A 12412-nucleotide genomic window follows, 5' to 3' on the forward strand; every position below is an offset into this window, starting at 1 on the left:
CGCCGGACGCTACTCGGTCGTCCTGACCTGGTCGCGGCCAGCGTTCTTCGCGCGGTACAGCGCGTGGTCGGCGGCACGCAGCAGGTCGTCGACGCTGGTGCTCCCGTCGGCCGGGTGGACGGCGGCGCCGATCGAGACGGTCAAGCCGGTGACACGGTGCTCGCCGGGCAGGTCGACGACCACCGTGTGGATGCGCAGGCGGATCCGTTCGGCGAGGTTCTCCAGGTTGCGGGCGCTGCCGATGTCGGGGACCAGCACCGCGAACTCCTCGCCGCCGAAGCGGCCGACGGCGTCCTGGCCACGGGTTTCGGCCTTCACGGCGTCGGCGATGGCGCGCAGGACCAGGTCGCCGTTGGGATGGCCGTGCACGTCGTTGATCCGCTTGAAGTGGTCGAGGTCGAGGAACAGCACCCCGGTCACGCGCGTGCCGCCCGCCGCGCGGCGAAGCGCCTCCTCGGCCAGCTCGGTCCACCATTTCTTGGTGAACAGGCCGGTCGTGACGTCGATGCGGGCGGCGAGCTGGTGCTGTGAGAGCAAAATCCCGCGGTGGATCGCGACCAGCGCGACCACGACCCCGGCGAGCACGAACGGGTTCGCCACCACCAGCAGCACCGCCACCACCAGGCCGAGCCCGGCGGTCCCGGCTTCGAGCAGCTGCTGGGAGAACCCGCTGAACAGCTCGCGGACGGTCGTCTCGGGGCCGGACAGCGCGATCGCCGTCATCACCAGCCCGGTGTTGATCGCCCAGCGCAGCACCGCGGCCGCGGTGATCACGCCGACATCGGCCAGACCGGGCAGCAGGCCGGTCGCCGGGGCGCCGGGATAGTGGTGCATGCCGAGCGCGAGCACGGCGACCGCCGCCTGGGTGCCGAGCAGGACTGTCGACGCGGCGAACACCCAGCGATGCGCCGGGATCGGACGGCGGGCAGGCCAGATCCGGCACCACGCGTAGGCGTAGGTCCAGACCACCATGGCCGTCGCGAGTATCGGCGGGAGCACGATGACCGCCGCGACCGACCACACGGCCTTCGTGTCGACGTACGCGACCGTGGAGTCTCGCGCGTACTCACGCTGACGTTCGACATGGCGGGTCAACTCGATCGCCGCAGCGGCGGCGATCGCCAGCACACCGGCGCGGACGAGGTCGAGCGAAGTGACCGGCACCAGCGGCGCGGTGGCCGCGCTGGCCACGACCGCGAGGAGGTTGACCGCGAGCACGTAGCCGAGCACGCGGGGCGGCCGCTGCCACAGCAGCCAGCCTCCTATCGGTCCTCGCACCCGCCTCACCAGCCACAACAGGGGTGCGCACCCGCACCTGGACCATCCACCGTAACCGAATTGGCACAGCCGGTCACCGGAATGTGTTGAGACCATGAGGCGCGACCCGGAATTCCCCCGGTTGGCCCAATGAAGGAGGTGCCCCGATGAGCGACAACAACTGGTGACCCGCCCCTTTCCCGCCCTAGGCCGCGTCCGGCTGGGCCGCGACTGACGCGCGGGCCCAGCCGGTGGCGGCGGCCATCGCCCCGAGCACACCGGCGGCCGCGAACACGGCGATCACCAGCGACGGCGCGATCGCCTGCGCGAGCAGCCCCGACAACACGATCGCCAGGCCCTGCGCCGCACGGAACGCCGCACCGGCGACGCCAAGCGCCTGCCCCCGCCGCGCGTCCGGCGCCAGCCGGACATAGGTGGCCTGGGTGACCATGTCGTGCGCCGAGAACGCGCCACTCAGTCCCCACAGCAGCGCGCTGACCAGCACACTCGGCGCCCAGCCCGTCGGCAGCAGCACCAGGCTGCTAGCCGCGGCGAGCGGACCGAGCAATGCCAGCCGACGGGACGGCGCGAGCCGTTTGAGCACCACCACTCCGGCGATCGTGCCGAGCGGGTTGGCCGCCAGCAGCCAGCCGAGCTGGGAGTTCGCGCCCAGCTCGGCCGCGTACGGGACGGCCAGGCCTTCCGGCACCACGTAAAACCCGCTGCAGCAGGCGATACCGAGCAGCGCGAGCAGCCGCTTGTCCGCGGCGACCAGCCGCCAGCCCGCCGTGATCGTCGGCCAGCGGCCCGCTTTCGGCGCGGCGGACCCGGCAGGCCGATGTGGACGCAGGGTCGCGCGGAGCAAGGCGGCCGAAATGAGAAAGGTGCCCGCGTCGACCCACAACGCGCCCGCCGGGCTGAGCGCGTCGACCACCGCGGCGCCGCCGCCGAACCCGAACGCGAGCCCGCACTGATACGTCATCGACAGGATCCCGGTGCCCGCGACCAGCCGATCCCCGTCCAGCAGCTCGGGCAGCACCGCCTGCCGCGCGGCCGTGAACGGCACGGCCGCCAGCTGCACGACCACCAGCAACCCGACCCGCACCACGAGCGGCACACCGGGCAACGCCATCGCCGCGACCACCACGGCCCGCGCGAGATCGGTCGCGACCATGACCGTCCGCCGCGAGAACCGGTCCGCGACGGCGGCCAGCACCAGGCCGCCGAGCACGTCCGGCACATAACTGACCGCGAACGTCAGCGCCGTCAGCGACGGCGACGAAGTCTGCTGCCACACCAGGATCGTCAGCGCGAGCCGCGCGAGCTGGTCACCCGCCACCGACAGCACATGCGCGGCCAGCAGCCCGCGGAACTCGCCGATCGCGAAGACCGCGCGAAAACTCGCAGGCCTGTCCCCCGTGTCCGTCATCCCCCTCACCCCTGACCGAAGGTAGCCGTTCCACTCGCGGCGCGGAAGAGTCACAGTTGACGGTAACGACCCGTCCTCCTACCGTCGGTGAGGCAAGACATCGGATGTTCAGCCCGTTCAGGGCCGTCCACGCCCGCCGGCCGATGTGCACCAACCTGTCGACCCGCCGCCAGGAAGGACACACCGACGATGCCTGAATCCACGCGTCCCCACGGCTTCACCAGGAGGACGGCGCTGCGCACGCTGGCCGCCACCGCACTCGCCGCCCCCGTCGTCTTCTCCCCGCTGAATTCGGCCGCGGCCGTCGCCGCGCCGCTGTGGCATCCCAATCCCGCCACCGACGGGCTCAAGGCCTATGAAGGAATCGAAGCCGACCGCGGCAATCACCACCCGGACCGCAAATACGTGGTCGTCGAGGGTGACCACTACCGGTTCAACATCTGGAAGGACGACCGCGACACCACCGGCGGTGGCGACCGCCAGCGCACGGAGTCCAAGGGCATGGTCCAGAACGGCACCGTCCTGAAAATGCACAATGGTGAGAACTGGACGTTGTCGTACGAGATGTACATTCCGGGCTCGCTGCACGGCACCAGCAAGTTCACCCACATCTTCCAGACGAAAACGCCGAGCACCAACGGCGGCCCCTGGGTGACACTGGACCTCACCCGCAGCGGCGGCAAGGAAATGATCAGCGCGCGGGCGTACTCCAACTCCGGCTCGCCGAACATCGCGTCCACCGAGCTCGCTCCGCTGCGCGACAAGTGGATCACCATCCAATGGACGTTCACTCCTGGCGCGAAAGGCGCCGCGGGCTGCGTCATCCGCAATGGCACCGGCTCGAGTGCCCCGATCGCCGCCCAGGGCAAGATGTCGAACGTGAATATCCCCGACCAGGGCGACTACGTGCGCCCGAAGTGGGGAATCTACCGGTCGGTGCAGAGCGCGTCGTCCGACATTCTCGACACCTATCTGCTGTTCCGTAATTATTCGGCGGGGCGCGCGTAGCACGATTGCACGAAATCGTGCGGTGATCTCCGGGAAAACCCCGATGCCGCCGATCGCGGAGCGTGACAACCTCGGTGATGGCCACTGTGGACAGTGGTCGTCACCGAGGAGAGGAAACACGCCTAGTGGAAGAACGCGAAGATCCGGAGCTCATGCGGAAGGTCGAGGAGCTCACCGAGTTCGGCGAGCTCTACCGGGCCAGCAGGGCGGTGTCCCACCGCGGCTGGCACGCCGGGGCCGAACTGGGCGACCGCGACGGCGACGGGACCATGCTGGCGTATCACGACTCCGGCGATGAGGCGGAGTACGTGTTCCGGGCAGGCGAGCGCCCGCTGTTCAACATCATGAACGGCGGGCACGGGTCACCGCCGGACCGATACGGATACCGGGTGTGGACCCTGCGGCCCGGGGTCGCCGGCTCGGTCGGGCCGCGGGTGGGCAGGCTGGAGGTGGCTGGCACGGACGGCGAGGCCGTCGCCGCCGACATCGTGGCCCACACGTTCGCGGTGAACATCGACATCGGGCCGCGACCGCGGACGATGGACGAGATATTCGAGTGGCGGGCCCCGGAACTCACGGTCCGGGTGTTCGACAAGGGTGACGCGGTGCTCTACGAAGGCCCGCTGCTCACCGAGGACTGGTCGGGCGAGCGGCGGTAGCGCACTGACCGGGCGGCGTGGGAGCGGTCCGCGCTCTCACGCCGCCTGTCCACAGTGGACGACGGATCAGGCCAGGTCGGGCAGGTGGATGTCGACGACGTGCACGTCCACGACCGCGACGTCGAGGCCGAGGTACTGCTCGACCGACTCGACCACGTTGACCCGGATCTGCTCGGCGACGGCCTTGACCGCGTGCCCGAACACGACGATCACCGAGATCTTGATCGTCGCGACGTCGCCTTCGAGCTCGACGGAGATGCCGTCCTCGGCGAGCTCGTGCACGCCTTCGGCCTTGCGGGACACCACGTTCACGATCTTGACGACCACGCCGTCGCCGACCGTGGTGGCGCCACGAGCGCCTGCGGCGGGACGCGCCTCGGCCGGGGCCTCCTCGGCGGCGGGCTCAGCAGCCTCGGGCTCCTCAGCGGCGGCCTCGTCCGTGGCCGCTTCTTCGGCCTCTTCGACCTCGGGCGCGCCGGTGACCTCGGCTTCTTCTTCGGCGGTCTCGCCCGCTTCGTCGGCGACGGCCTCGTCGGCTTCGTCGGTCTCGGCTTCGTCGGCTTCAGCGTCGTCTTCCGCGGCCGCCTCGTCCGTCTCGTCGGCGACGGCCTCATCGGTCTCGTCGGCTTCGTCGTCCGCGACGGCTTCTTCGGTCTCGTCCGCCACCGCTTCGTCGGACTCTTCGTCGTCGGCCGCCTCGTCGGACTCCTCGTCCGAGAGTTCGGCGCTGTCTTCGTCCGCCTCGGCGGCGTCTTCGTCGGCTTCGGTGTCCTCGGCGTCCTCGGCCTGGTCGCTGTCGACGGTGTCCACTTCGGCGGTCTCGGTCTCGTCGGCGGCGCCTTCCGGCTCCGTCGTCTCGGCCTCGACCGCTTCGGGCGCAACGGTTTCCGGCTCGGCGGCGACGGGAGCGTACGGCTCGTGGGTCTCGGTCTTGGCGCGGCCGAAGATGCTGTTCATGACGTCAGACATGATGATGGATTCCCCTTTTCGGGAGCGACGACTACGGGGGGCTGCGAGGAGACGGCGCCATACTAGGGCCAGCCAGATGCTGCACATCACTGACCCCCAATCTGAGATTTCCTTGTGTCCCAACCATGTTCCGCCTGAGACCGAAGGACACGGACCTGCCGACGCCGAATCGACGCACCATGTTCGCCCGGAGTTCAAACGTCACTCCGGGGCCCGCCGGGGCGCTCGGAGACCTCCGCCCCGGACCCGGCCCCGCGAAGATTAGCCGATCCGCGTCCCGCTGGGGAGCCTGGAATCAAGTGACCAGTTATTGGCATGAAATGGGTCGTGAGTGTTGCGGCCGGTTAGAACCGGCCGCAACACTCACGACCCCCAAACGCTACGGACGCAGCAGATACCGGAGGGTCCGGAGCCGGGCGGCGGCGTTGTCCGGCCGGGGGTCGAAGACCGCGTCGAGCAGAGCGATCACCTCGTCGCGCGCCGCCCGGGTGCGCATGATCCTTTTCCACAGCCGGAGATTCAGGGCGTGGCGGCGCGGCGAGGTGGTGGCCAGCCTGAGCACGTTCGCGACGTTGCGGCGGACCTTGTCCGGAAGCGCGTGCAGGTCTGAGCGCTGCTCGAGCAAGATCTCCGGGAGCACGTCCAGGCCGTGCCCGGTCATGAAGTCGAAGTCCGTCCGCCAGGCCGCGGCGCCCAGGTAGTCGACCATCCGGCACCAGCCGCGCAGGAACGTCAGCTCGATCGGGGCGTACGGGGCCGGGTCGATGTCCGCGATCGCGGTGACGACCACGTCGAGGCAGGTCTTGTGCGCCTTCCACAACGCGATCCGGACCGGCTCGGTATCGGTCGTCGCGTCCATGGTCTTCACCAGCGCGAAGTAGTCCGCCCAGTGCTCGACGCTGCGCGCCAGCTCGGCGGGCACCACGCCCGACCGCACGTACCCGAACCGCGACGGCGACGGCGCGTCGGCGATCTCCAGCGGCGCCACCACCCCGGCCCGTACCGCGCCCAGCCACGGGATCACGCTCAGCGTGTAGTTGCCGTAGGCCCACGGGGCGTCGGGGTCGATGCGGCCATCGGTGCCGGTCGTCGGGCCGAGCCGGTCGGTGCGGCACTGCCACTGGAGCTGGAACAGCCACGCCCAGAGCGGGTTGCGCCGGTTGTCGGTGCCGAACCGGTCGCCGTCGTTGGTGGCGTCGACGAGCGCACGGTAGGCCGCCATCCGATGGTCGAACCGGTACGGGTCGAACCGGTCGGTCAGGTCCTCCGCCGTGGTCCAGACCTGGTAGAGGTCCAGTACGGCCAGCTCGTCCGGATGCGCACTGGTCATCTGATGAATCTAGCGGAAACGCGCGAGCCGAAAGCGGAAATCGTTTCTTCCCCGCCTTCCTCACGGGCTTATGTCAAGCCATGAAAAAGGGCCCTGTCCTGCAAGACAAAAACACAATGAATCGTTGACAATTCTCGGAAAATCGGCTGATCCTGTTGACCTCCCGCAAGTCACGACAGCTCAACGAGGAGCCACCCGTGCGTTCCAGAATCCTGTCTTGGCTGGCCGCCATCACGGCCACGATGCCCTTGATCGTCTCGGCGCCCGCCGAGGCCGTGCCACCGTCGCTGCTGCCGCTGACCGTCACCAACAACTCGAACCGGGCCGATCAGGTCTACCTGTACGTGCTCGGCGGGTACAACGGCAGGCTCGGCTACGTCAACGCCGCAGGCCAGTTCACCGCGTGGTCCGGCGGCGCCATCCCGCCGAGCCCGGCCCCGGACGCGTCCATCCCCGGCCCGGCCGGCGGCGGTTCGAAGACGCTCAACATTCCCCGCAACCTCTCCAGCGGGCGGCTGTACATGTCGTTCGGGGAGAAGCTCAAGTTCTTCCTGACCCCGGACGGGCTCGTTCAGCCCGCGCCGTGGAACCCGAGCGACCCGAACCGCAACATCCTGTTCGACTGGAGCGAGTTCACCTACAACGACGGCGGCCTGTGGCTGAACTCGTCGCAGGTGGACATGTTCGCCGTGCCGCACGCCGTCGAGGTGACCAACACCGCGGGCGCCACCAAGCGCGAGGGTGAGCTCAAGGCGGGCGGCCGCAACAATTTCTTCGCCGCGCTGCGCGGCCAGCCCGGCGACTGGCCCAAGCTGATCCAGACCCGCGGCGACGGCACCGTCGTCCGCGCGCTGGCGCCTCGGCTGGGCATCGAGTCGGGCCTGTTCGGCAACACCTACTTCGACGGCTACACGACCGAGGTGTGGAACACCTACAAGAACACTACGCTGACCGTGGTGCCGATCAGGGAGAACACGGCCATCAAGTTCTTCGGCCGCACCGACTCGGCCGGGGTCATGCAGTTCACCAACACCGCGGGCGCTCGGGTCGCGTCGGTCCAGCGGCCGTCGACCAGGGACGTCTTCGGCTGCGACGGCAGGCTCGGCGCGCCCAACAGCGACACCGGCCTGATCACCCGGTCGCTGTGCGCCGCGCTGCACCGCTCCACGCTCGGCTACCTGCACACCCAGCCGACCTACAACGCGGCCGAGTTCTACACGCGCGCCGTGACCGACCACTACTCGCGCAAGATCCACGAGCAGATGGTGGACGGCAAGGCGTACGGGTTCTCGTTCGACGACGTCGGCAACTTCGAGTCGCTCGTGCACGACCCGAACCCGCGCTCGGCGCGCGTGATCCTCACGCCGTTCTGAGCACGACGAGCGGGGGCCGCCCGCGGTCCCCGCTCGCTGCCAGGCCGTTTAGGTTGGTGACCATGCGGCTCCTCGGCAGGCAGGACGATGTCCGGCGGCTCGACCAGCTCGTCGGCGACGCGCGCAAGGGCGACGGCGGCGCGCTGGTCGTGCGCGGCGAGCCGGGCATCGGGAAGAGCGCGCTGCTGGGACACGTGCGCGAGGCCACGGGGTTCCGGGTCATCGAGGCGTCCGGGGCAGAGTTCGAGACCGAGCTGCCGTTCGCCTCGCTGCACCAGTTGTGCGTGCCGCTGCTCGGTCATCTCGGCGAACTGTCCGACAGTCACGGCGACGCGCTCGAAGTCGCGTTCGGGCTGAAGACCGGGACACCCGACTTCTTCCGCATCGGCCTCGCCACCCTCGAACTGCTGGCCTGCGCGGCCAAGCGAAGCCCCGTGCTGTGCCTGATCGACGACGCGCACTGGCTCGACGACGCGTCGGCGAAGGCGTTGACCTTCCTCGCCCGCCGCCTCGCCTCCGAACCGGTCGCGATGATCTTCGCGACGCGCGCGACGACCGGGCTCGCGGAGCTGCCCGATCTCACGCTCGAAGGTCTGCGCGACACCGACGCGAAAGCCTTGCTGGCGGCCGAAAGCGGCGACCCGGTCGACGATCAGGTGCGCGACCGGATCTTGGCCGAGGCCCGCGGGAACCCGCTGGCGCTGCTCGAACTGCCGAGAGCGGGCGGCTTCGCCATGCCCGACACGTCCTCGGTGCCGAACCGGATCGAGCGCAGTTTTCAGGCCCGGCTCGCGGAGCTGCCCGACGACGCGCGGCTGCTGCTGACCCTCGCGAGCGCGGACCCGACCGGCGATCCCAGGCTGCTGTGGCCCGCCGCGCAACGGCTCGGCATCGAGGTGACCGCCGCGTCGTCGAGTGCGGAAACGTCCGAGCTGATCGAGTTCTCGACGCGCGTGCGGTTCTGCCATCCGCTGGCACGCTCGGCCGTCTACCGGGCGGCCGAACCGGGCCTGCGCCGCCGCGTCCACCTCGCGCTGGCCGAGGTCACCGATCCCGGCGCCGACCCGGATCGCCGGGTCTGGCACCGCGCGCAGGGCACCGCGGGGCCCGACGACGACATCGCCGCCGAGCTGGAGAATTCGGCGTCGCGCGCGCGGGCACGCGGTGGCGTCGCGGCGGCCGCGGCGTTCCTCGAACGCGCGGCGGCGCTGTCGCTCGACCCGGCCAAGCGGACCGAGCGCACCCTGGCCGCGGCGCAGGCCAAGCTCGACGCGGGCGCGATCGACGCGGCGGCCGAGCTGCTCACCACCGCCGAGGCGGGCGCGCTCGACGAGCGCACGCACGCGACGGTCGACCTGCTGCGCGGCAGGCTCTCCTTCATCCGGCACGCGCACGGCGACGGCGCGGCCTCGATGCTGAGTGCCGCGCGCAGGCTCGCGCCGCTCGACGCGGAGCGGTCCCGCGACCACTTCCTCGACGCGCTGGAGATGGGCCTGCTCGTCGGCCGCGCGGCCGGGGTCATGGACACCGTGGTCACGCAGGCGCGCTCCGCCCCGCCCGCGCCGGAACCGCCGGACTTCCTCGACGCGCTGATCCTGTTGACCACCGATGGCTACGAACCGGCGGTTCCCTTGCTGCGCACCGTTCTTCTCGACGCCGGGAAATGGACGCGGCGGCCCGCGCTGGCGACCACGATCGCGGCTGACCTCTGGGACGCCGAAGCACACACGAAGATCAGCGAGTGGCTGGTCGCGGCCGGCCGAGACGGCGGATCACCACACGTGCTGCGGCTCGGACTCGCGCAGGTGGCGTGCGGAGCGGTGCAAGCAGGCGACTTCGGCAAGGCGATGTCCGCCATCGCCGAGGAGGAGGCGATCGCGGACGCGCTCGGCGTCCCGGCCTTGCTCTACCCGCAGGCGCACCTCGTCGGGATGCGCGGGCGCCGCCAGGACCTGCTCGACCTGACGGAGAGGGCCAGCGCGCTCGCGTCCACAATGGACTTGGGCATGATGTACGCGAACGTCCACTGGGCGACGGCCGTGGTCGGCAACGGGCTCGCCGACTACCGCGCGGCACTGACCGCGGCCGAGCAGGCCACCGCGTCCGGCGACCTCTTCCTCTCCGGGATCGCACTGCCCGAGCTGGCCGAGGCGGCCGTCCGCTGCGGCGAACCCGGCACGGCCGCCCAGGCGCTCGCCGCGCTGACCGACCGCACGACCCCGGCGGGAACGCACTGGGCGCTCGGCGTCACCGCGTACACGCGTGCGCTGGTCACCGGGGACGAGGCCGATTACCGCGAGGCCATCGACCGGCTCACCGCGAGCCCGGCACGCGTCTCACTGGCTCGCGCGCACCTGCTGTTCGGCGAATGGCTGCGGCGCGCGGGCCGCCGCCGCGACGCCCGCGAGCACCTGCGCACCGCGCACGAGCAGCTTTCGGGGATGGGCATGGAGGCGTTCGCCCAGCGCGCGGCCGAGGAGCTGCGGGCCACCGGTGAGGTCGCGCGCGCCCGGTCCACCGGCACGCTGGACCAGCTCACCATGCAGGAGGTGCACATCGCGCGGCTGGTCGCCACCGGCGCGACGTCGAAGGAGGTCGCCGCGCGACTGTTCCTCAGCCCGCGCACGGTCGACGCCCACCTGCGCAACATCTTCCGCAAGCTCGGCATCACCTCGCGCAGGCAGCTCAGGGATCTGCCCGGCCTCGGCTGATCCGGGCCTCGATGCCGTCGAGAATGGTGTCGAGCCCGAACGCCAGCGCGTGCTCGGCACTCTGCGCCGCGTTGAACCGCGCGCCGACCGCGCCGCCGACCCGCGCGGACAGCGCGAGGTCCGCGCCCGCCATCACCTGCTCGAGCACCGGCGCGACGACCGCCCACCATTCGGCGTCGGACATCCCCGAGTCGGCCTTGGTCCGCGCGCTGCCGCGGTGGACGCGGGCCGTGCTCTCGACGTGGGTGAGCACCAAGGTCAGCGCGGCGTCCATCTCGACGTCGGACAGGCCGATCCCGTCGAGCGGCCGCAGCTCGGTTTCGTACTTCCGGCTGACGTTCGGGCCGAGTGCCGGCCGGGTCGACCGGGCGTCGAGCAGCCAGGGATGGCGTTCGTAGAGTGCCCAGTTCCGCGCGGCCACGTATCGCATCGCCGCGCGCCAGCCGTCGGCCTCGATGTCGTGGTCGTAGAGCTCGCCGCAGACGGAGTCGACCATGAGCGCGGTGAGGTCCTCTTTGCCGGGCACGTGCCCGTAGAGCGACATCGCGCCGACGCCGAGATGCTCGGCGACCTTGCGCATCGACACGGCGTCGAGCCCGTCGGCGTCGGCGATCTCGACACCGGCGCCGACGATCGCGGTCACCGTGAGACCGGAGCGCCCCGGCGCGGGGTGATGACCCCAGAGCAGATAGATGCTGCGCGCCAGCTCAGGGGAACGGCTGGTCATGGGCCTCCTTGCGGCTTCCGTACGCTGTACCGTAGGCTTCAGTACGCTGTACGGTACAGCGTACCCCACCTGGAGGACGAAATGGCCGACGAGATCACCGTGCCGCTGCTGCCCTGCCGGTCGATCGACGAGATGCTCGAGTTCTACGAGATGCTCGGCTTCACCAAGACCTATTACCAGCGCCGCCCCTACACGTATGTGGCGGTGCGGCGCGAGGACATCAACCTGCACTTCTTCGGCCTGCCGGACTACAAGCCGGAGGACTCCTACAGCACCTGCCTGGTGGTGGTGCCCGACCCCGGCGAGCTGTTCGACGCCTTCGCCGCCGGGATGCGGGCGGCGCACGGCAAGGTCCTCGTCTCCGGGATCCCGCGGATGACCAGGCCGCGCAAGCGGAAGAACGCCGACAACCTGCCCGGCTTCAGCGTGGTCGATCCCGGAGGCAACTGGATCAGGATCATCGCGGCCAAGGCGGATCCCGCCGACGACGAGCCCGCGCGGAACCGGCTCGCCGTCGCGGTACGCGGAGCGGTGGTCATGGGCGATTCCAAGGGCGACGAGGAGTCGGCCGCGAAAATGCTCGACAACGCGCTGGACCGCGAGCAGGACGCGCCGCCCGCCGATCTGGTGGAGGCGCTGGCTTACCGCGCCGAACTCGCGGTGCGGCTCGGAGACCCCGGCGGTGCCCGCGAATTCCTGGCCAAGGCGAACGCGGTCACGCTCTCCGACGCGGAACGGGCCAAGCTCGGCGGCACGCTCGGGGACCTCGCCACGACGCTCGAACCAGCACTGGGGTCGTGAGTGCCGCGGCCGGTACTCGCCTGCCTGCCGCCCGAGTCTCGGCGCGAGTGGAAGGTTTGCTCCGTTAGATGCAGAAATCCTTCCACTCGCTCGACCTCGTCCACCCTGGGCACGTGACAAGGGCCGCCCTTGCAACGCTCTGGGTCAC

10 protein-coding genes are annotated in these 12412 nt (G+C 70.4%); 5 read left to right on the forward strand and 5 right to left on the reverse strand.

Going from position 1 to position 12412, the window contains the following annotated elements; all coding sequences use genetic code 11:
• Positions 1-9: 9 nt before the first annotated feature.
• The gene (locus BLV57_RS06025) at positions 10-1278 is read right to left on the reverse strand and encodes a GGDEF domain-containing protein (RefSeq protein WP_245757172.1); all 1269 of its coding nucleotides are present in this window, start codon (positions 1276-1278) and stop codon (positions 10-12) included.
• A gap of 184 nt (positions 1279-1462) precedes the next feature.
• Positions 1463-2686: an MFS transporter gene (locus BLV57_RS06030; protein ID WP_091287511.1), complete on the reverse strand. Its 1224-nt coding sequence runs from the start codon at positions 2684-2686 to the stop codon at positions 1463-1465.
• Between the two features lie 189 nt (positions 2687-2875).
• Here BLV57_RS06030 and BLV57_RS06035 point away from each other — a divergent pair, with 189 nt between their 5' ends.
• Positions 2876-3694, forward strand: a complete 819-nt coding sequence (locus BLV57_RS06035; RefSeq protein ID WP_091287512.1) for a hypothetical protein — start codon at positions 2876-2878, stop codon at positions 3692-3694.
• A 152-nt stretch (positions 3695-3846) separates the two neighbouring features.
• Positions 3847-4353 (forward strand): hypothetical protein, encoded by a 507-nt coding sequence (locus BLV57_RS06040; RefSeq protein WP_091287905.1) that lies wholly within the window; start codon positions 3847-3849, stop codon positions 4351-4353.
• 66 nt (positions 4354-4419) lie between these two features.
• Here the strand turns inward: BLV57_RS06040 and BLV57_RS06045 are convergent, their stop codons facing one another.
• Both BLV57_RS06045 and BLV57_RS06050 read right to left on the reverse strand, forming a co-directional pair.
• Positions 4420-5322 carry an Asp23/Gls24 family envelope stress response protein gene (locus BLV57_RS06045; protein ID WP_091287513.1) on the reverse strand — a complete coding sequence of 301 codons (903 nt, stop codon included), beginning with the start codon at positions 5320-5322 and terminating at the stop codon, positions 4420-4422.
• A 379-nt stretch (positions 5323-5701) separates the two neighbouring features.
• Entirely contained in the window at positions 5702-6652 is a 951-nt protein-coding gene (locus tag BLV57_RS06050; RefSeq protein WP_091287514.1) for a Leg1-related protein, read from the reverse strand.
• A gap of 197 nt (positions 6653-6849) precedes the next feature.
• On the opposite strand from BLV57_RS06050, the gene BLV57_RS06055 reads away from it, so the two are divergent.
• On the forward strand, positions 6850-8025 hold the full coding sequence (locus tag BLV57_RS06055; protein ID WP_245757173.1) for a beta-1,3-glucanase family protein: 1176 nt from the start codon (positions 6850-6852) through the stop codon (positions 8023-8025).
• Between the two features lie 62 nt (positions 8026-8087).
• Entirely contained in the window at positions 8088-10736 is a 2649-nt protein-coding gene (locus BLV57_RS06060) for an ATP-binding protein (protein WP_091287515.1), read from the forward strand.
• Here BLV57_RS06060 and BLV57_RS06065 read toward each other — a convergent pair.
• Positions 10711-11463, reverse strand: coding sequence for a TetR/AcrR family transcriptional regulator (locus BLV57_RS06065; protein ID WP_091287516.1), 753 nt, complete (start codon positions 11461-11463; stop codon positions 10711-10713). The two genes, BLV57_RS06060 and BLV57_RS06065, sit on opposite strands and share 26 nt — an antisense overlap.
• Positions 11464-11544: 81 nt before the next feature.
• Between BLV57_RS06065 and BLV57_RS43865 the strand changes: the two genes are divergently transcribed.
• Positions 11545-12264, forward strand: a complete 720-nt coding sequence (locus BLV57_RS43865; RefSeq protein WP_091287517.1) for a VOC family protein — start codon at positions 11545-11547, stop codon at positions 12262-12264.
• Positions 12265-12412 lie beyond the last annotated feature (148 nt).

This window comes from Amycolatopsis xylanica (assembly GCF_900107045.1).
GTDB classification, from domain to species: Bacteria; Actinomycetota; Actinomycetes; order Mycobacteriales; family Pseudonocardiaceae; genus Amycolatopsis; species Amycolatopsis xylanica.